The organism is Allosphingosinicella sp. (genome assembly GCF_036387215.1).
Lineage (GTDB): Bacteria > Pseudomonadota > Alphaproteobacteria > Sphingomonadales > Sphingomonadaceae > Allosphingosinicella.
The window spans coordinates 1-18,977 of record NZ_DASVUE010000045.1 but is presented as its reverse complement, the minus strand read 5'-3'; the positions used below and the strand labels follow the sequence as shown (position 1 = coordinate 18,977).

Below are 18,977 nucleotides of genomic sequence, written 5' to 3'. Positions count from 1 at the left end.
GGGGGAAAAGATGACCAACGATCTCTTCATTCAGACGCTCCACCCGGCGACGCACGATCTCGGCGGCTTCAAGGTCCACCGGACGCTTCCGCACAAGGAGCGCACCACGGTCGGCCCCTTCATCTTCTTCGACCAGATGGGACCCGCGCACCTGCCGCCCGGGGGCGGGATCGACGTTCGGCCGCACCCGCACATCAACCTCGCGACCGTCACCTACCTCTTCGCCGGAGCGATCGACCATCGCGATTCGCTCGGCACCTACCGTACGATCGAGCCCGGAGCGGTGAATCTGATGACGGCCGGCCGCGGTATCGTCCATTCCGAGCGCTCGCCGGCAGAGGCGCGCCCGGGCGGGCCGGAGCTGTCGGGCATCCAGACCTGGCTTGCGCTTCCACGGGCGAAGGAGGAGATGGACCCCGCCTTCGAGCATGTGCCGAAGGAGCGCCTTCCAGTTGTGGACGGCAGCGGCGCCCATGCGCGCGTCGTGATGGGGACGCTCTGGGGCGCGACTTCCCCGGTCACCTGCCACAGCGAGACCATCTATGCCGATATGGCGCTCGCACCCGGCGGGAGCATGCCGGTCGATCCCTCGGCGGAGGAGCGTGCGCTCTACGTCGCCGAAGGGGATGCCTCGCTGGACGGGCAGAAGCTCGAGCCGACCGTGCTCTACGTTCTCCGCCCCGGCACCAGCGCCGCCCTCCGCTCCGAGCGGGGCGCGCACGTGATGCTCTGCGGAGGCGCGCCGATGGATGGGCCGCGCCACGTCTGGTGGAATTTCGTCTCCTCCAGCCGCGACCGTATCAACCAGGCCAAGGACGACTGGCGCAACGAGCGCTTCCCGACCGTCCCCGACGATTCCGAAGAACGCATCCCGCTCCCTGTCGTCACCCCCAAGACGGTCAGCTACCCATGATTCCTCCCCTGCCTTTGCAGGGGAGGGGGACCACCCGCAGGGTGGTGGAGGGGCGCGAGCGGAGCGAGCCGAAATGCGAATAAGCCCAAGAAAGACGGTGAAGCGCGCCCGATCCCTGCGCCGGAAGATGAGCTTGCCCGAAATCCTGCTGTGGCAGGCTCTTCGGACCCGACCTGGCGGTTTCAAGTTCCGCCACCAGCATCCGGCCGGCCCTTATTCGCTGGATTTCTACTGCATGAGCGCCGGGCTCGCGATCGAAGTGGACGGCATTGCGCACGACATGGGAGCCAACCCGCAGCGTGATATCCGGCGTGATGCCTGGCTTGCTGAGCAGGGAATCAGGACCTTGCGCATAGCCGCCGCCGAGGTGCTCGACGACGTTGAGCCGGTTCTCACACTGATCATTCAGGAGTGCGCTGCGCGCAGCCCCTCCACCGGCTGCGCCGGTCCCCCTCCCCTGCGAAAGCAGGGGAGGAGCGTATGAACGAACTCCAGACCACCCGCATCGGCCTTCCCACCGGCGTCACCCTCAAGGTGGCGTTCGGCGGCCCCGAAGCTGCCGAGCCGATCGTCTTCCTTCACGGCTTTCCCGAATCGCACAGGACCTGGCGGCACCAGCTCCACAATCTGGTGCGCGATTACCGGGTGTTCGCGCCCGATCAGCGCGGCTTTGCCGGCTCCGACAAGCCCGAGGGGGTGGAGGAATATGAGACCGGTAAGGTCGTTGAGGACCTCATAGCGCTTGCCGACGCGTTCGGGCTCGGCCGCTTCACGCTCGTCGGGCACGATTGGGGCGGCGCGGCGGCCTGGGCGGCGGCGCTGAAGCATGGCGACCGGGTGAGCCGCCTCGTCATCGTCAACGCGCCGCACCCGATGATCTTCCAGCGCACCGTGATCGAGGACGAGGCCCAGCGCGCCGCCTCCCAATATATCCGCGCCTTCCGGGCGCCCGGCATCGAGGCCGCGATCCGCGCGATGGGGCTTCGCACCTTCCTCGAAAAGAGCTTCAGCGCCCATGTCGACCTGCGCCTGATGTCCGAGGCGGAGCGCGATTCCTATGTAGAGGATTGGAGCCGCCCGGGCGCGCTGACGGCGATGCTCAACTGGTACCGCGCGGCCAGGATCGAGGTGCCCGAAATGGGCGAAAAGGCGCGGCTTCCGCTCTGGACCCACATGCCGTTCCCAAAGCTCAAGATGCCGGTGCTGGTGGTCTGGGGCCTCAAGGACAAGGCTCTGCTCCCGATCCAGCTCGAAGGCCTCAACGACTATGTCGAGGATCTGCGGATCGTGATCGAGAAGGACGCCGGCCACTTCATCCCCTGGGAGAAGCCGGAGGTCGTGACCTCCGCGATTCGGGATTTCATGGTCGAAGCGATGGAGTGAGCTGACGGGGAGGGGGGAAGCAATGGAAGTCGGGCTGTCTTTCTGGGCTGCGCACGCGGTTGGAGCCGCGGGCTGGGCCGCTCTGATCCTCGCTTCGAAGCGGCGCCGGCTGGCCGTGCGGGTCGCCCGCACCTGCGCCGCGCTTGCAGCGATCGGCTATCTCATCATCTTCGTCACTCACATGGAGGGGATGACGGTTCTCGCTCGGGATTACAGCGTCTCCGGCGTCAGTGCCCTCTTCCAGAATCCGATGCTCGCGCTGCTCGGCTGGGTCCACTACATCGCCTTCGACCTCTGGGTCGGCTCATGGGAGGTGGAGGAAGCCGATCGCATTGGCATGCGCCATGCGCTTCTCGTTCCCTGCCTTGTCCTCACGTCGCTGTTCGGCCCGCTCGGGCTCCTCCTGTTTCTCGGTTCCGCGCGGCTTGTAAGGGGCCGGCGCGCTCTTGAAGGCGAGGTGCCTTCGCGCCCTATTTAGACCTTTCCTTGGCGGTGCCGCGACAGCTATGGCCGCCGCCCATGTCGCAGACCTCCGCCCGTTCCCGCTCCCGTTCCGCCGCTCGGCTCGCCGCCGTGCAGGCGCTCTACCAGCAGGAGATGGAGCAGACGCCGCTGCCGATGCTTCTCCACGAATTCCACCATCACCGGCTCGGGGCGACGATCGAGGAGGTGGAATATGCGGACGCGGAGGTCGATTTCTTCGATGATGTGGTGAGCGGCGTCCATGCCCGCACCGATGAGATCGACACGCTGATCGCGGGCAAGCTCAGCAAGGATTGGGCGCTGGAGCGGCTCGACAAGCCGATGCGACAGATCCTCCGCGCCGGCGCCTACGAGCTCCTCGCCCGCATCGACGTGCCCACCGGCAGCGTGATTTCCGAATATGTCGACGTCGCCAAGGCCTTTTACGACCGCAAGCAGGCCGCGTTCGTGAACGGGATCCTCGATGCGATCGCCAAGGCGGTGAGGCACTAGAGCTGAGGGCGCGACGCCCGTCAGCTACGCGTAAGGTTCGCCGGCTAACCTGCCTCCATGACGAACCGATGTTCAAGGCTGAAGCTGGTCCTGCTCGCTGTCGCTCTGGCCGGCTCCGCGCCGGCGGCCGCGGCCGATCTGGTGCTCCGCGCCGCCTCCGGCCCCTATGTGGAGGCGGTGATCGGGGGGACGCGGCTGCGCCTCCGGGTCGAGCTCGATCACGCGCCGGCCGTGACACTCAATCCCGACGCGGCGGCGAGGGCGGGGCTGCAGGGCGACGGAAAATGGCTCGAGCAGATCGGGCCGGTGAAGCTGCGCGGCCGCAAGCAGGATCTGCGTCTGCTGATCGAAGGGACTCCCGCCGAAGCGGAGGTTCGCTGGCACGACCGGAAGGTCGCCGCCGATGCGGACGGCCAGGTGTCGATCCACGCACTTCCGTTCGACAGCGTGACCATCGAACGACGCGAAGCCGGGCCGGGGGAGCGCGAGGTCGCCCTGCAGACGAAGGTTCACGACAATCACGGCGTCTACGTTCCGGTTCTGGCGGGGCGCCGGAAGATCGCCGTTCGCCTCTCCTTCTCCCGGCCGCGCACTTCGGCTCCGGCCGCGGCCGGAGCCGCTCTGGCGCAGGTCCACGGCGGGATGCTGGAGCCCCGGAAGAGCTACGAGGAGATCAGCCTCGGCGTGATGCGCCCGGTCTGGCCGATGCAGCTTGCAACGCCGCTTCGGTTCGGCGGGCTGGCCGTGCCCCTGCTCATGGTGCGGGCATCCGATTTCCGCGGAAAGCACCGGCTCCAGCGTCGGCAGGAAGAGGGGATGGAGGGGATCGTCGTCACCGGCGAGCGCCGCTCGCAGGACGCGCTCTATCGCATCACCGTCGGGACGGACGTGCTCGGCCGCTGCTCCGCGGCCACTTATTCGAGGGCAAGCGGCGTACTTCGCCTTCGCTGCGCGCCTTGAGGCCGGCTTCGCGCCGCGTCCCGGAGCGCGTATAGGCGCGATCGTGTCACGAGAGGCAGCCTTCCTTACCGCTCTTCGCGGCCTTGCGACACATCCGGCCGCCAGGGGCCTTGCCGACGATGCTGCGGTGCTCGAGATCGGCGGCGCCACCCTCATCCTCACTCACGACATGCTGGTCGAGGGTGTTCACTACCTGTCTGGCGATCCGCCCGCGGACGTCGCGTGGAAGCTCGTCGCGGTGAACGTCTCGGATCTGGCGGCCAAGGGCGCCCGGCCGGTCGGAGCGCTCCTCGGCTACAGCCTGTCCGACGCTTCTGCCTGGGACCGGGAATTCCTCGAGGGGCTGCAAGCCGCGCTTGAGAGCTTCCAGCTTCCGCTCCTGGGCGGAGATACCGTTTCTGCACGGGCAGGCGCTCCCCGCACGCTCGCCCTGACTGCGATCGGCGAGGCTCCGGCACCGGTTCCCAGCCGCTCCGGCGCCCGCGCGGGGGACCAGCTCTGGGTCAGCGGCGCCATCGGCGACGCCGGCGTGGGGCTGAGGGTGGCGCTCGGCGAGCTCGCCGGGCCTGAGGCGCTGGTCGCCCGCTATCGGAGGCCGCAGCCGAGGCTCTCGCTCGGCCAGGCGCTCGCCCCGCTCGTCGGGGCAATGATGGACGTGTCGGACGGCCTCCTCATCGACGCCGCTCGAATGGCCGGGGCAAGCACCCTCGCCCTCGAGATCGAGCTTCGCGACGTGCCGCTCTCCACCGAATTCATAGCGGCTGCGGGGGAGGACCGGCAGGCGCGGATCGATGCATGCATCGCCGGTGATGATTACGAGCTGCTGTTCGCTGCGCCGCCCGAGCGCGAGGGTGAGATCCGCGCCATGGCTGCCTCGCTCTCAATTCCCCTGACGCCGATCGGGCGCTTCTCCGAAGGCGCCGACCTTTCCGTCACCGATCGAGGAGAGACGCTGCCGCTGCCGCCGCGCCTCGGCTACGAGCATGGCGGCGCCGGCTAAGCTGTTCCCAAGAGGTTGAAGTCCGGGCCTTCGCCCCCTAAGACGCATCGCACCCGCGCGCATTCGCTTTGGGGCTGATCAGCTCTGCCGGGTTAAATCAGGGGAAGGAACAACCAGATGACCGTCGTGCTCATCGCCATAGCCTGCGGATTTGCCGCAGTGCTCTACGGCTTCGTCACCAGCCGCCAGGTGCTCGCCTCCTCGGCGGGCAACGCGAAGATGCAGGACATTGCAGCGGCGATCCAGGAGGGGGCGAAGGCCTATCTTGGGCGCCAGTACACCACCATCGCCATTGTCGGGGTGGTCGTGGCGGTGCTCGTCGGGCTGTTCCTCGGGATCACCGAGGCGGTCGGCTTCGTCATCGGCGCCTTCCTCTCCGGCGTTGCCGGCTATATCGGTATGAACATCTCGGTCCGTGCCAACGTGCGCACCGCCGAAGCCGCCCGCACCTCGCTTCAGCGCGGCCTCACCGTCGCCTTCCGCGCCGGCGCAATCACGGGAATGCTGGTCGCAGGCCTGGCGCTCCTCGCCATCGCTGGTCTTTTCTACGTGCTCGTGCAGACGCAGGGTGCGGACCTCGGCAATCCCGATGACCGCCGCCATGTCGTCAACGCACTGGTCAGTCTCGCTTTCGGCGCTTCCCTGATCTCGATCTTCGCTCGTCTCGGCGGCGGCATCTTCACCAAGGCCGCGGACGTCGGCGCCGATCTCGTCGGCAAGGTCGAAGCCGGGATCCCGGAGGACGATCCCCGCAACCCGGCCGTGATTGCGGACAACGTTGGCGATAACGTCGGCGACTGCGCCGGAATGGCCGCCGATTTGTTCGAAACCTATGTCGTCACCGTCGGCGCAACCATGGTGCTCATCGCTCTTCTGGTCCGGGCGGGCGCCGAAGAGCTCACCTCGCTGATGGCGCTGCCGCTGATCATCGGCGGCGTTTGCATCCTCACCTCAATCATCGGCACCTACATGGTGCGCCTCGGCCGCAAGCAATCGATCATGGGAGCGCTCTACAAGGGCTTCTGGACGACGGCGGTCCTCTCGATCCCCGCCATTTTCTACGTGATGTGGCAGACGCTCGGCGACATGAACCGGGTGATCGGAAGCGGTGCCGAATCCACTGGGCCCGAAACCGCCAGCGGCATCGCCGCCGCCGCCGGGAGCTTCACCGGATGGGACCTTTTCTGGTCTGCGATGGTGGGTCTTGCAGTCACCGGCCTCATCGTCTGGATCACGGAATATTATACCGGCACGAACTTCCGTCCGGTCCGCTCGATCGCCAAGGCTTCCGAGACGGGCCACGGCACCAATGTCATCCAGGGCCTCGCGGTCAGCCTTGAATCCACCGCGATGCCGACCCTGGTCATCTGCGTCGGCATCATCGTCTCCTACCAGCTCGCAGGGCTCATCGGCATCGCCTTTGCGGCGACTGCGATGCTTGCGCTGGCCGGAATGGTCGTCGCCCTCGACGCTTACGGCCCGGTCACCGACAATGCGGGCGGCATCGCCGAGATGTCGGGCATGGAAGAGGAAGTGCGCCACCGCACCGATGCCCTCGATGCCGTCGGCAACACCACCAAGGCAGTCACCAAGGGCTATGCCATCGGCTCGGCCGCGCTGGCGGCGTTGGTGCTGTTCGGTGCCTATACGACTGACCTCGAGCATTATTCCGGCGCCCTCGGTATCGGGGATGTCGATTTCGAGCTCTCCAACCCGTACGTGGTGGTCGGCCTGCTGCTCGGCGCCCTCCTGCCCTACCTCTTCGGCGCGATGGGCATGACCGCGGTCGGCCGCGCGGCCGGGGACGTGGTCATCGACGTTCGCGAGCAGTTCCGCTCGAACAGCGGCATCATGGACGGCACCAGCCGCCCGAACTACGCCCGCACCGTCGATCTCGTCACCAAGGCGGCGATCAAGGAGATGATCGTCCCCTCGCTGCTGCCGGTGCTGACGCCGATCGTCGTCTACTTCGCGATTGCCGCGATTGCAGGCCGCGAGCAGGGCTTCGCCGCTTTGGGCGCATTGCTGCTCGGAGTGATCGTTTCCGGTCTCTTCGTGGCCATCTCAATGACGTCCGGAGGCGGCGCGTGGGATAATGCGAAGAAGTATATCGAAGACGGAAACTACGGCGGCAAGGGCTCCGAAGCCCATAAGGCGGCGGTGACGGGCGACACGGTCGGCGATCCCTACAAGGATACTGCCGGCCCGGCCGTGAACCCGATGATCAAGATCACCAACATCGTCGCCTTGCTGCTTCTGGCGGCGCTGGCGGGCGGCGCCGGCTGATCCGAAAAATCCTATCGGCTAAAGAAGCCCGCCGGGAGCGATTCCGGCGGGCTTTTTCTTGCGTCGCCGCCAGCCGCGAAGCCGATGCACATCAAAATTTTGGTGATTATATACATTGCAAACACGGGCTGACTGTGTCATAAGGGACGGACTGAGGAGCCGTTCAAATGTCTGCACTTTCCCGCCCCGAGTTCCACGACGAAGCCAAGGCTTTCGAGCATCTGGAGCGCATCATTTGGAACGGTGAGCCGGTCTGCCCGCACTGCGGCTGCACGTCGCGGATCACCAAGGTGACGGCGAACGTGGAGAAGCGCATCCGTCTCGGCCTGTGGCGCTGTGGCGACTGCAAGAAGCAGTTCACGGTGAAGGTCGGCACCGTGTTCGAGCATGCCCGCATCCCGCTCAACAAGATGCTCCAGGCTGTGTACCTCATGACTGCCAGCAAGAAGGGCGTTTCCTCTCACCAGCTCCACCGCATTCTGGAGATCACCTACAAGAGCGCATGGTTCCTGACCCATCGCATCCGCGAAGCCATGCGCTCCGGCGACCTTGCTCCGTTCGGCGGCAACGGTGGCACGGTCGAGGTCGATGAGACTTTCATCGGCCGCAAGAAGGGCATGGAGAAGAAGTCCGCCTATCACCACAAGATGAAGGTGCTGACGCTGATCGACCGCTCCACGGGCCGCAGCCGAGCGATTGTGGTGGACAAGGTGAACCGCGCCACGATCCTCCCGATCGTCCGCGCCAACATCGAAGCAGAGACGTTCCTAGTGACGGACGAGAGCCCGATCTACACGCCGCTGGCGAAGGAATATCGCCACGATTTCGTCAGCCACACGAACGGCGAATATGGCCGCGGTAAGGTCCACACCAACACCGTCGAAGGCTATTTCAGCATCTTCAAGAAGGGCATGAAGGGCATCTACCAGCATTGCGGCGAGCAGCACCTGCACCGCTATCTCGCTGAGTTCGATTTCCGATATAACAATCGCGAGGCCAATGGCATCAATGATGCGGGTCGCTCGGTGAAGGCGCTACAGGGGATTGCGGGCAAGCGTCTCACCTATCGACGGCCTGATCAAGAAGCACTAAATGTGGGGTGATGAGCAGGTGCTCATCACCCTTTATATTGTGCGAGGCGCATGGATCAGCCCGAACTCCCGCTATTTCTAACACCGCCCGAGCATCGGGCAACGTGGTCTCCTAGGGACCTGTGGCTCCGGCTCAGTGAGCACACGTTGGCGGAGTTTGCGGAAGATGATCGTATCGAACGCAAATCGGCCCGGAAGGTCAATCGAGAGCAATATGCTGAGTACCTCAGTATGTGGTCAAACACCGTCGAAGGCGGAGTCGTCCTTTACGGCGTAGAAAACGACGGGAAGATCACTGGGTGCTCAGGATTGTCCACCACCGACCTCAACAGGCTGAAGAGCTGCCATACTCAACTCTGTCGGGAGGCATGCCCTGAGTTCAGAACGATCGCAACGAAGGTGGATGGAAAGCCAGATTTTGTAGTAGCAGCTTACGTTCCATACCGGGGGATTCTGGTAGAAACGCATAAGCAAGAAGCCTTCATTCGCCTCGGCGATACCAAGCATAAGATGAGCGCTGAAGAGCGGGACGACTTCCGCTCTACACGTCAGGAGCGATCGTGGGAGCAGAGACCCAATAGGCATTTCAAGTTTCCACAGGACTTCGACAGCGACATTCTCCTAGAGTTTTGCACTAACTTTCGAGAGCGCGAGAATAAGTCGGAGTGGACCGCCGCTGAGATCCTGATTGATCGCCACTTGATGCTTGAAGAGAGCGGTGAGTTTATCCCGCTCAACTGCCTCGTCCTTTTTGCCGCTAAAGACCCGTTGTCATTTCACGCCGGAGCGCGGGTGCGCGTCCAAAGGTTTTCAGGAACTGAGGAGGGCGCTGGCGACACCTTTCGACCGCTTCGCGACTTCTACTTAGAGGGAAACATTCCTCGCCTCATCAGAGAGGCGGACACTGCTTTGGCGAACATGAATTACAACGTCACTTGGCTGAGTAATGACGGCAAGTTCGTGACGACTCCCGAGTATCCCAAATGGGCGTGGTTCGAAGCAATCGTGAACGCACTTGTGCACAGGTCGTACAGCTTCTCCGGGTCTGAAACTTTCGTGAAGTTCTTCTCGGACCGGCTCGAAATAGAGAGCCCAGGGGGTTTTGTACCTCCAGTGACCGCATCCAACATTTACAATCAGCGCGCCGCTAGAAACCCGCATCTGATGGAGGCGCTCCGCTACCTCGGTTTCGTACAGATGTCGCGAGAGGGAACACGCCGCATGCGGCAAAGCATGGAGGAGTATAATCTCCCAGCCCCAAGCTTCTCTCAGGAGGCCATCAACGGCGTCTCCGTGCGGGTGACGCTTCGAAATGACCACCACTCTCGTAAGCGGGCCTTAGACAAAGACGTGGCGACGTTCTGCGGCGTGGAAACGTGGAAGCAGCTCCAAGACTATGAGATCCAGATAATGGGCTACGCGTTCAACAACCGCTCGATACAGGTGGCTGAGGCTTCACGCCTGACAGGCCGAACTTGGAACACGTCGAAGCGGGACCTGGATCGCCTCGTGAGGAAGAGTCTTCTGAAATTCATCCCCCCAAAGTTTCAGCGTGATCCAAAGGCTCGTTACGAATTGAATGAGGAGCGCGGCAATGGCCAATGACAAATCGCAGACCGACAAATTCAAGGAAGCCGCTCGCGAGCTAGGCTGCGACGAGGACGAAGCCCGCTGGGATGAGCGGCTGCGGAAGGTGGCGCAGCAGAAGCCTAAGCCCGACTAGAGCGGCGCGACCCTACCAGTGCAGTAAAGTTGCAAGTGCGGCGTAAGTTCGGCGGCTAGAGCCCGCGCCTCGTCTAATTGACCGGTGCGGAGGTAGGGGCCGATCTCAGTTAAAAATCTGGCACCCGCTTCCAGAGATGCACGAGTGTGTCCCCTCAGATTAGGAAACTGCAGATCATAAGTCTTTCCCACCAGACTCAGCGTTGCTCTCGCGCTCGCTAAAGCAATCTCCATGCCCCGTTGATTATTCTCTCCCAACGCATGGCCGACGCTTTGGGCTGTCGTTTTGATTTCGGTCAGGATCACCGCATGCCGTCGCTGGTCGTCTCGATATTCAGGACGGTCAGGACCAAGGTTCGGCTCACTCGTCGGGCCTGTGACTGGCCGGCTGTTGATCTCCTCGGTCAGTCGCCGTTGAAGGTTATCACGCTCATCGGCGAGCCTCTGGACCCGAGCGCCATATGCCCAGTCCATCGCTTTCCAGATGGCAGCAGCAAGCACCGCGAGCACCACAACGAAAGGCATCCATACGGATGGGATGGCGCCCACTTGAGCTAAGAATCTGTCCAGCAAGTCCACGGAAGCGTCTTATCACGGCTGCCGTGTTTGCAAGAGGTATAATCACCAAAATTTTACCCTTCTCGCGTAGCGGCTTCCTCGAGGGGCGTGAGAAGAGGATCAGAGATGGACGCCGCTGCTGCCACCCTTCTCCCCGGCGAGGTGGACTCCGGCACGGCCGCGCCTGACTCGCTGCCGATCACCGGCGAAGTATCCGCCTGCTTCGGCGACGCCGCCAGCGCTGCCTATCGCCTTCGCGAACAATGGCCTGAGCTCGAGCAATGTGCCTCTGAACCGAATGCCTTCGTCGAGAGCTGGTTTGCCGGAGCCTCGCTACGTCACCTCGACGTTCCGGTCGACCTGAAGACAATCGAAGTATGGCAGGGGCGGTCATTGCTGGGCCTGCTGCCGGTGCACGTGGCCGACCGCTACGGCCGCCTCAAGGTCCGGCACGTGACGAATTGGCTTCACTACCACTCGTTCCTGGGCACGCCGCTCATTCGCAAGGGAGCCGAGGCCGCTTTCTGGGAAGCGGTCCTTCGCCTGCTCGACGAGCAGCCTTGGGCCAGGGGCTTCCTTCACGTCGCCTCGCTGGTTGAGGACGGCCCTGTGCATCGCGGCCTTTCCCAAGCGGCTGCGCGCCTCCAGCGCCCGTGCGATGTCGTCTACCGGACGCAGCGAGCGCTGCTCGAGAGCGATCTTTCGCCCGGGGCTTATTACGAGCAGACGGTCCGCAAGAAGAAGCGGAAGGAGCTGAAACGCCTTTCCGCGAGGCTGGCGGAGCTGGGGCGGGTGGAATTCCGCATGCTCTCCTCCGCCGAGGAGCTGGAGCCCTGGACCGACGCCTTCCTCGAGCTGGAGCGATCCGGCTGGAAGGGCGATCGCGGTTCTGCCCTTGCTTGCGATCCTGGAACGCGCGGCTTCTTCCGGGAAGCGATCGAAGGTGCGTTCCATGCCGGCAAGCTCGACTTCCTCCGGATGGACCTCGACGGCCGCCCGATCGCGATGCTGGTCAACTTCCTCAGCCCCCCCGGCAGCTTCTCGTTCAAGATCGCGATCGACGAGGATTATGCGCGCTTCTCGCCCGGAGTGCTCATCCAGATCGAGAATCTCCGCATTCTGGAGCGCGGCGGCATCGAATGGATGGACAGCTGCGCCACCGAAAACCACCCGATGATCAACAGCCTCTGGGGCGAGCGCCGCCATCTCGTGCGGGTGAGCGTTCCCCTCGCCGGTCCACTCCGGCAGACGATCTTCAGGCTCTGTCGAACGGCGGAGCAAGCCTCCGCGGCATTGCGCGGCCGCCGCCGCACCGCCCAACCGGAACAGGTAAGCGACCATGACTGACGCTTTCTTCACTCCCGACGGACTGAGTTCCTTCCAGACCCTTTATCCGGAGCAGCCGGGGCTGCTGACGCACGGGCTGCTGGGACATCCCCTGTTCGAGCTGGATGCGCTGGTGGCCCTGGCGAAGCGCATCCGTCCCGTCGATGCGGAATATAATCGGGGCGACATCCCCGTCGGGATCGATCCTTCGGCCACGCCGTCCAACGGCCTCAGCGCCGAAGAGACGATCCGCTCGATCGAGGAATGCGGCTCCTGGATGGTTCTGAAGTTCATCGAGCAGGATCCCACCTACCGCGATTTGCTCCATTCGCTGCTTGCCGAGCTGGAGCCGCTGGTTCGGCCGGTGACCGGCGAAATGTTGAAGCTGGAAGGCTTCATCTTCATCTCCTCGCCTGGCGCCGTAACTCCGTTCCACTTCGATCCCGAGCACAACATCCTGCTCCAGCTTCGCGGCAGGAAGACCATGACCGTCTTCCCGGCCGGCGATGAAAGTGTCGCAAGCGGCGCCAGCCACGAAGCCTTCCACGCCGGGGGTCACCGCAACCTCCCGTGGCGAGAGGAGATCGCGGCCAGCGGCGAACCTTTCGAACTCACGCCCGGAAAGGCGATCTACGTGCCCGTGAAGGCACCGCACTGGGTGAAGAACGGCCCCGAAGTCTCCATTTCGCTCTCGATCACCTGGCGATCGGAGTGGAGCTATCAGGAGGCCGACGCCCGCTCGTTCAACCGCCTGGTGCGCAAGCTTGGCCTCGATCCGGCGCCTCCCGCGCGTTTCCCTCGGCAGAATGTCGCCAAGTCCGTCGCTTATCGCGCGATTGCAAAGGCGGAGCGTGCGCTGAAGGGCGGCCGGAGCTAGCGCCCCGCCTCACTTTTCTTTCTTCCAAGCACCCGCTAAAGGAGCGCCACAAATTTCCCCCAGAGGATTGATGGCTAAGGAAGAACTTCTGGAAATGCGCGGGCAGGTGGTTGAGCTGCTGCCGAACGCGATGTTCCGTGTGCGCCTCGAGAACGATCATGAGATTCTCGGCCACACTGCCGGCAAGATGCGCAAGAACAGGATCCGGGTCCTCGTTGGGGACGAGGTGCTGGTCGAGCTGACGCCCTACGACCTCACCAAGGGTCGGATCACCTACCGTTTCAAGTGACGGAGCGCGCCCGCGCGTGCGCCTGATCCTTGCGTCCGCAAGCCCGCGCAGGCTCGAGCTGCTGGCGCGGATCGGCGTCATCCCCGATGCTGTGATGCCTGCGGACATAGATGAGACGCCCGCGCGTGGCGAGCTGCCGCCCCATTATGCCGCCCGGCTCGCCCGGGAGAAGGCGGAGGCCGTGCACGGTGCGTATGCGGGCTCCATCATCCTCGCAGCAGATACCGTGGTCGCCGCGGGGCGCCGAATCCTGCCCAAGACTGAGTATGAGGAGGAAGCGCGGAGGACGCTCGCCCTTCTGTCAGGCCGGCGCCACCGGGTGCACACGGCCGTTACGGTGATCGCTGCGGACGCCAAGCAGCGGCACCGTCTGTCCACCACGATCGTCTCGTTCAAGCGCCTCAGCGATCGGGAGCTCGATTGCTACCTCGCTAGCGGCGAATGGCGCGGCAAGGCGGGTGCTTATGCCATTCAAGGCCGCGCCGAAGCCCTGATCAGGCAGATTTCCGGCAGCCATTCGGGGGTAGTGGGGTTGCCGTTGTTCGAGACGAGGGCACTTCTCGTTGCAGCGGGCTGTACGCTTGGCTGAGTGGCTCTACGAGGCGGGGATAGGTGAGAACCGAGCCGCGCTCGTCGAAGCCGATGAGATATTGGAAGCGGAAATCGAGCTTCCCTCGCAGCAGCGGGCAGGCTCGGTCCTGCGGGGGCGGCTCGCCACGATCCTGATCCCCGGCCGTCGCGGCATCGCTTCGCTGGAGGGCGGCGGCGAGGCGCTCGTCGAGCCGCTCCCGCCGAAGCTCACCGAGGGCGCCGGCGTCACTGTCGAGATCGTGCGGGAGGCAATTGCGGAGCCGGGGAGGCCGAAGCTCCCCAGGGGCCGGATCACCGACGATCCTCCGCGCGACGGGCCGTCGCTTCGCGAGCGGATCGGCTCGGCGGGCATCGCCGTCTCCGAACTCTCCGCCTTCGGCGCGGATCGGCTTGAGCAGGCAGGCTGGTCGGAGCTTGTCGAGCAGGCGCTGTCCGGCGAGATCCCCTTCCCGGGCGGAGCATTGCGCATGAGCCTGACGCCCGCGATGACGCTGTTTGACGTCGACGGACATCTCCCGCCGGCGCCGCTAGCGATCGCAGGGGCCGCCGCCGCCGGAAGCACGATCCGACGGTTCGGGATCGGCGGCTCGATCGGCATCGACTTGCCTACGCTCGCCGGCAAGGCGGAACGGCAGGCGGCGGCGGCGGCGCTCGATGCGATGCTTCCGCAGCCGTTGGAGCGCACTGCCGTCAACGGCTTCGGCTTTCTTCAGGTGGTGAGGAAACGCGAGCGGCTCTCGTTGCCGGAGCTGCTGCAGGGAGACCCCGTCGGCGCAGCCGCGCGCCAGCTACTGCGCCGCGCGGAGCGGACCGGCGGCTCGGGCGAGCGGACCATCCGCGCCTCTCCCGCAATCATCGCCTTCCTCGAAGCGCAGCCGGCCTGGCTGGACGCGCTCGCCGCCCGCATCGGCGCGCCGGTCGCCTTGCGGGCGGAGCCAGGCCTCGCCATATCCGCCGGCCATGTCCAGAGCCGCTTCGCCTAAACCCTGCCCTTTGTGCGGAAAGCCGCCAAGCGCTGCCGATGCGCCTTTCTGCAGCCGTGGCTGCCGTGACCGGGACCTGCTCAAATGGCTCGGCGAGGGCTATCGCGTTCCAGGCCCGCCTGCCCATGAGAGCGATGGAGATTCAGGCTCCAGCGGGCTGGACAGCGACGGCTAGCCGCCTCTATAGGCGCTGCTTTCCGCGGTTCGACGGAAATGCCCAGGTAGCTCAGTTGGTAGAGCATGCGACTGAAAATCGCAGTGTCGGTGGTTCGATCCCGCCCCTGGGCACCATCCTCCTCAAGAATAATCGCCTGAAGCGTCGTCCCGTTCAGCCGGCCTTTATCTAACTTAGGCTAAGTGGCGGATGGGGCGGCGCTATTCCCTAGAGGCGCCGCCCCACCCTCAGGCAGCCTTCAGATGCTCCTCCGCCGCACGGAGGCTCGGCGGATCGTCTACGTCCGCCCACCAGCTGGAGCCGACGTCCATCGTTTGGGCCTCACCCCTGTCCGCCAGCAGCTGCACGCCCTCCGACAGGCTTCCGCCACCTCCGCCCGCAATGCTTGCGAGGATCGCCTCGCGGAGCGCCGGCGTCGCCAGGAAGAGCCCGGTATCGATCGCATCGAAGCGCTGGAGCCGCTTGCCGATGCGGAGGATCGCTCCGTCTTCGGCCGTCTCCACCTTCGTCGCGTCGTCAAGGTCGAGATCGGGGTTTGAGATGTTCCGATCGACGGCAAGGATCAGGCAGCGCGAAGCGTTACGGAGGCCGAGCAGGCGGGCGACGATCTCCGGATCGAAAAGATGGTCCGACATCGTCAGGAGGTAGTCGCCGTCGATCAAGGCCGCTCCCGTCGCCACCGAATAGCCGTTGGGAAGGTTCCAATCCTCGGTCCGGGCGGCGGCGATCGGGACCTCGAGCCGCGCCGACAGGTCGGCAAGGAATGCCTCCACCCGCTCCCCCTGGTGGCCGGTGACGACGAGGAATTCGGAGGCGCCGCCCGCTTTCGCGCGCGTGATGACATGCTCGATCAGCGGAACGCCGCCCACCGGCGCGAGCGGCTTCGACTCCGATAGCGAGCGGAGGCGGCTACCATGGCCGGCAGCGATGATCAGGCACTTCATTGGCGCAGCATCTACAGCAGCGGAAACTTAGGAGAAGCCGGGAAGTTCAGGCGAGAGCCCGCATCGGGCTTCCCCAACCGGTGCGAATGTAACAAAGCGGCCGGCAGCGGCTTTCCGGGATCACGCATGGCAACGATGTCGACCAGTCCGAGCAACGGCCGTCCGCGCGGGCGGCCGCTCGAGCTCGAGGACTGGCTCAACCGGTTCATCTATCACCCGCTCTCCGGCCGCCTCGCCCGCGCGCTCGTGCCGACCGGCATCTCCCCCAATGCCGTTTCCGTCATGGGCGGGCTGTTCATCGCGGCCGCCGCCTGGGCCTATACCGGACTCGACGCGCCGCAGTCGGCGCTGCTCGGGTTCGCGTTCCAGGTCGCCTGGCATGTATTCGACGGTGCGGACGGCGATCTTGCGCGGCTGACCGGCAAGGCATCGCCGGTCGGGGAGCTGGTCGACGGCGTCTGCGACTATGCAGGCCACGCGGTGCTCTATGTGGCCCTGGCCGCGTTCCTGGACGACCGGATGGGGATCTCCGCCTGGCCGTTGGCGACCGTGGCGGCGCTATCCCACGGCATTCAGGCCAACCACTCGGAAAGCCAGCGGAGGACCTATTTGTGGTGGGCGTACGGAGTGCCCTGGCTCAAGAATAGCGGAGCGGGCGAGGAAGGGACGTTGAGGCGCGGCAACTGGTTCACCGGCATGTTCGGCTGGATGGCGGACGGCTATGTCCGTCTCGCCACGGCGATGAACCCCGATGCCGAGGCCGTGGACAAGGCGTTTCTCTCGTGCGGCGATCCGAGCGGGCTGGAACGGCTCCGGGCCCTGGTGAAGCAAAGGTCGCGCACATCCTTGCTGCTCCAGAAGTCCCTCGGCGCGAATCCTCGGGCGCCGATGCTGTTCGTCAGCATGGCGCTCGGAAGCCCGATCTACTTCTTCGTTGCCGAGATCGTGGTGCTGAACCTCCTCCTTGTCGCCTCGGTGCAGTATCACAAGGCGCACAGCCGCCAGCTGGCCCAGGAGCTGGCACGAGCCTAGCCGGTGCGCTCGGCAGCATCCGCTTGGGGACGTTCCTTTCGCACGAGAAGCCCGGGTGCGTAGCGTGACAGGACCAGAAGCAGGGTGGGGAGCAGCATCGTATTCCAGGTGTCGCGGATGCTTTCCGCCCATTGCTCGTCGCGCGTCGGCCAGATTTCGTAGGTGAGGTCCCACCATTCGTTGCCGATCTGGGCCGCGAGGAGGAGCAGCCACGGCCAGACGCTTCCGATCGATCGCCGCAGGATCAGGGCGAAGAAGAGCTGCGCGAGGATGCCGGCATGCACATGCAGCGCATCCATGTTGAGGCCGGTCGTCTCCTCGACCCACACTTTCATAAGCCACCAATCCATCCGCGCCGCCTAGGGAAAGGCGCGGCGGTGGGGAAGCGCCTTAATAGCGCTTGCGGTAGCGGGCGTTGACGCTGGTGCTGCCGGCCGAGCCCGCCTGCGAGAGGATGCTGAGGCTCTTCGAGAGCGCGACCTCGATCTGCGTGGCGGTAAAGCCGCGGGCGTCGGTGATCAGCTCCAGATAGATATTCCGGCTGAGGTAGAAGCCGGCGGCAAGAGCGGTGCCGCGGCCGGTCGCCTCGTCGGCACCGAGGATCCGGAGCCGCGCCGCGCCGCTTGCCGAGCGGAGCTTGCCGAGCGGGTTGAGGCCGCCGCTGCCGCCCCGGAGCGCGTTCAGCGACATTCCGACCTGCACCAGCTGGAGCGCGGACAGCTCGGTGACGGAGCCGCCGAACAGCAGGCGCGCCATGATCTCGTCCTGCGGCAGTGACGGTGAGGAGCTGAAGGCGATCTGCGGGTTGGTGCCGGTGCCGCTGATCCCCATCGTGATCGTCACGTCCTTCACATCGCCGCTGGCCCGGATGTTGAGGCGCGGATTGATCGGCTGCGATCCCGTGAACTCGACCTCGCCGGTCGTAAGCTCGAACCGCTGACCGGAGAAGCTGAACGTGCCGCGGATCACGCGCGCGTCACCGACTACGGTCGGGCTCGCGGACGTGCCGCCGATCCTGAGATCCGTCCGCCATTCGGATTCGAGGCCCATTCCCGAGACGAACACCTGGTTTTCCGCGCGCACCCTGATGTCGAGCTTCCAGATGCTGGGCGCCGCCTGCTGCTGGTTGACCTGGTCGGGCCGGATCAGAGGATCGCCCCTGCGCCGGACGCCTTCGAGTTCGGCCACCTGCGCGGCCCCTTGGCGGACGATCTGGTAGCGCACCTGCGGCAGCGTGAGATTGCCCTTTATCAGGGCTCCGGCGGAGCGGCTGTTGGTGATTGCGAGGTCGCCGCTCACCGTCGCGCCGATGTCGTCGCCGCGGGCGAGCTGGGCGTTGTCGAAGTTGAGGCGGATATCGATCGGGAAGCCTGCGGCCGAGGCCAGGCCGACGGTGCCGCGCCCCGTCAGGGTACCGCGGCCGGCGCGGCCGGAAAGCTGGGTGATCTCGAAGGTCGAACTCGTGAACCGCCCCTGGAGCGCGAGATTGGTGATGCGCGTGCCGTAGGTCTCGTCCTCGAAGGTGAGGTTGTTGGCGCGGACGATGCCGGTGAACTGAGGGTTCTGGACCCTGCCGCTGAAATCGGCGGCGATGCCGATCGGCCCCGAAAGCTGCTGGTTGGCGAGCCCGGCAAAGGAGGAGAGGACCTGGGCCGGGCCGTTATAGCGGATGCCGCCGGCGAGCGGCGCCGCCATCAGCCGCTCCATCCAGCTGCCGCCGCCGCCCACCGGCTGCAGCCGCACCTGCGCACGGCCGATCACGTTGCCGCCGCGCCTGATCACCGCCGCAAGCGCGCCGCCCTCGGGGCGCAGGGTCGCCTGGGTGGCGATGTTCACCGGAGCCGAGACCGTGGCAATGCCGGCGCGGGTGAA

The 18,977-nt window shown here is 65.1% G+C and carries 22 protein-coding genes and 1 tRNA gene; 19 read left to right on the top strand and 4 right to left on the bottom strand.

The window, feature by feature from the left end; translation table 11 throughout:
• The first annotated feature begins 10 nt into the window (after positions 1 to 10).
• The 11 genes from VF662_RS02360 to VF662_RS02310 all read left to right on the top strand — a co-directional run bounded on the left by VF662_RS02360 (position 11) and on the right by VF662_RS02310 (position 10,331).
• Complete coding sequence (locus VF662_RS02360) at positions 11 to 913, top strand: pirin family protein (RefSeq protein ID WP_464137266.1); 903 nt, start codon at positions 11 to 13, stop codon at positions 911 to 913.
• Between the two features lie 73 nt (positions 914 to 986).
• Positions 987 to 1,397 carry an endonuclease domain-containing protein gene (locus VF662_RS02355; protein ID WP_464137263.1) on the top strand — a complete coding sequence of 137 codons (411 nt, stop codon included), beginning with the start codon at positions 987 to 989 and terminating at the stop codon, positions 1,395 to 1,397.
• Entirely contained in the window at positions 1,394 to 2,296 is a 903-nt protein-coding gene (locus VF662_RS02350; protein ID WP_464137258.1) for an alpha/beta fold hydrolase, read from the top strand. The genes VF662_RS02355 and VF662_RS02350 overlap by 4 nt, the downstream gene beginning before the upstream one ends.
• A 22-nt stretch (positions 2,297 to 2,318) precedes the next feature.
• Positions 2,319 to 2,774: an abscisic acid-deficient protein Aba4 family protein gene (locus tag VF662_RS02345; RefSeq protein WP_464137256.1), complete on the top strand. Its 456-nt coding sequence runs from the start codon at positions 2,319 to 2,321 to the stop codon at positions 2,772 to 2,774.
• Positions 2,775 to 2,815: 41 nt separating this feature from the next.
• Positions 2,816 to 3,271 carry a transcription antitermination factor NusB gene (gene nusB, locus VF662_RS02340; protein WP_464137251.1) on the top strand — a complete coding sequence of 152 codons (456 nt, stop codon included), beginning with the start codon at positions 2,816 to 2,818 and terminating at the stop codon, positions 3,269 to 3,271.
• A 57-nt stretch (positions 3,272 to 3,328) separates the two neighbouring features.
• Positions 3,329 to 4,231: a hypothetical protein gene (locus VF662_RS02335; protein WP_464137247.1), complete on the top strand. Its 903-nt coding sequence runs from the start codon at positions 3,329 to 3,331 to the stop codon at positions 4,229 to 4,231.
• A gap of 43 nt (positions 4,232 to 4,274) precedes the next feature.
• Positions 4,275 to 5,231: a thiamine-phosphate kinase gene (thiL, locus tag VF662_RS02330; protein ID WP_464137244.1), complete on the top strand. Its 957-nt coding sequence runs from the start codon at positions 4,275 to 4,277 to the stop codon at positions 5,229 to 5,231.
• Positions 5,232 to 5,348: 117 nt separating this feature from the next.
• Positions 5,349 to 7,517, top strand: a complete 2,169-nt coding sequence (locus VF662_RS02325; RefSeq protein WP_464137242.1) for a sodium-translocating pyrophosphatase — start codon at positions 5,349 to 5,351, stop codon at positions 7,515 to 7,517.
• 167 nt (positions 7,518 to 7,684) lie between these two features.
• Complete coding sequence (locus VF662_RS02320) at positions 7,685 to 8,620, top strand: IS1595 family transposase (protein ID WP_464137239.1); 936 nt, start codon at positions 7,685 to 7,687, stop codon at positions 8,618 to 8,620.
• Between the two features lie 135 nt (positions 8,621 to 8,755).
• On the top strand, positions 8,756 to 10,213 hold the full coding sequence (locus VF662_RS02315; protein WP_464137237.1) for an ATP-binding protein: 1,458 nt from the start codon (positions 8,756 to 8,758) through the stop codon (positions 10,211 to 10,213).
• Positions 10,203 to 10,331, top strand: coding sequence for a hypothetical protein (locus VF662_RS02310; RefSeq protein WP_464137235.1), 129 nt, complete (start codon positions 10,203 to 10,205; stop codon positions 10,329 to 10,331). The genes VF662_RS02315 and VF662_RS02310 overlap by 11 nt, the downstream gene beginning before the upstream one ends.
• On the opposite strand, the gene VF662_RS02305 is transcribed toward VF662_RS02310, so the two are convergent.
• Positions 10,328 to 10,909, bottom strand: coding sequence for a hypothetical protein (locus VF662_RS02305; RefSeq protein ID WP_464137233.1), 582 nt, complete (start codon positions 10,907 to 10,909; stop codon positions 10,328 to 10,330). The two genes, VF662_RS02310 and VF662_RS02305, sit on opposite strands and share 4 nt — an antisense overlap.
• A 105-nt stretch (positions 10,910 to 11,014) precedes the next feature.
• Between VF662_RS02305 and VF662_RS02300 the strand changes: the two genes are divergently transcribed.
• The 7 genes from VF662_RS02300 (at position 11,015) to VF662_RS02270 (ending at position 15,245) form a co-directional block, all read left to right on the top strand.
• Complete coding sequence (locus VF662_RS02300; RefSeq protein WP_464137231.1) at positions 11,015 to 12,235, top strand: GNAT family N-acetyltransferase; 1,221 nt, start codon at positions 11,015 to 11,017, stop codon at positions 12,233 to 12,235.
• Positions 12,228 to 13,091: a transcriptional regulator gene (locus VF662_RS02295; RefSeq protein ID WP_464137229.1), complete on the top strand. Its 864-nt coding sequence runs from the start codon at positions 12,228 to 12,230 to the stop codon at positions 13,089 to 13,091. The genes VF662_RS02300 and VF662_RS02295 overlap by 8 nt, the downstream gene beginning before the upstream one ends.
• A 70-nt stretch (positions 13,092 to 13,161) precedes the next feature.
• The gene (gene infA / locus VF662_RS02290; RefSeq protein ID WP_003049127.1) at positions 13,162 to 13,380 is read left to right on the top strand and encodes a translation initiation factor IF-1; all 219 of its coding nucleotides are present in this window, start codon (positions 13,162 to 13,164) and stop codon (positions 13,378 to 13,380) included.
• 16 nt (positions 13,381 to 13,396) lie between these two features.
• Complete coding sequence (locus tag VF662_RS02285) at positions 13,397 to 13,969, top strand: Maf family protein (RefSeq protein WP_464137221.1); 573 nt, start codon at positions 13,397 to 13,399, stop codon at positions 13,967 to 13,969.
• Complete coding sequence (locus VF662_RS02280) at positions 13,962 to 14,954, top strand: ribonuclease (RefSeq protein WP_464137216.1); 993 nt, start codon at positions 13,962 to 13,964, stop codon at positions 14,952 to 14,954. The genes VF662_RS02285 and VF662_RS02280 overlap by 8 nt, the downstream gene beginning before the upstream one ends.
• Entirely contained in the window at positions 14,932 to 15,129 is a 198-nt protein-coding gene (locus tag VF662_RS02275; protein WP_464137212.1) for a DNA gyrase inhibitor YacG, read from the top strand. Before VF662_RS02280 ends, VF662_RS02275 begins: the two co-directional genes overlap by 23 nt.
• 40 nt (positions 15,130 to 15,169) lie before the next feature.
• Positions 15,170 to 15,245: transfer RNA gene (locus VF662_RS02270), tRNA-Phe, on the top strand.
• A 111-nt stretch (positions 15,246 to 15,356) separates the two neighbouring features.
• On the opposite strand, the gene VF662_RS02265 is transcribed toward VF662_RS02270, so the two are convergent.
• Positions 15,357 to 16,073, bottom strand: coding sequence for a phosphocholine cytidylyltransferase family protein (locus VF662_RS02265; protein WP_464137207.1), 717 nt, complete (start codon positions 16,071 to 16,073; stop codon positions 15,357 to 15,359).
• A 135-nt stretch (positions 16,074 to 16,208) separates the two neighbouring features.
• On the opposite strand from VF662_RS02265, the gene VF662_RS02260 reads away from it, so the two are divergent.
• The gene (locus VF662_RS02260) at positions 16,209 to 17,105 is read left to right on the top strand and encodes a CDP-alcohol phosphatidyltransferase family protein (protein WP_464137203.1); all 897 of its coding nucleotides are present in this window, start codon (positions 16,209 to 16,211) and stop codon (positions 17,103 to 17,105) included.
• Here VF662_RS02260 and VF662_RS02255 read toward each other — a convergent pair.
• Together VF662_RS02255 and VF662_RS02250 are read right to left on the bottom strand one after the other, a co-directional pair.
• Positions 17,102 to 17,455: a hypothetical protein gene (locus VF662_RS02255; protein WP_464137197.1), complete on the bottom strand. Its 354-nt coding sequence runs from the start codon at positions 17,453 to 17,455 to the stop codon at positions 17,102 to 17,104. The genes VF662_RS02260 and VF662_RS02255 overlap by 4 nt on opposite strands.
• 40 nt (positions 17,456 to 17,495) lie before the next feature.
• A partial coding sequence (locus tag VF662_RS02250) for a translocation/assembly module TamB domain-containing protein (RefSeq protein WP_464137192.1) occupies positions 17,496 to 18,977 on the bottom strand: 1,482 nt, incomplete at its 5' end.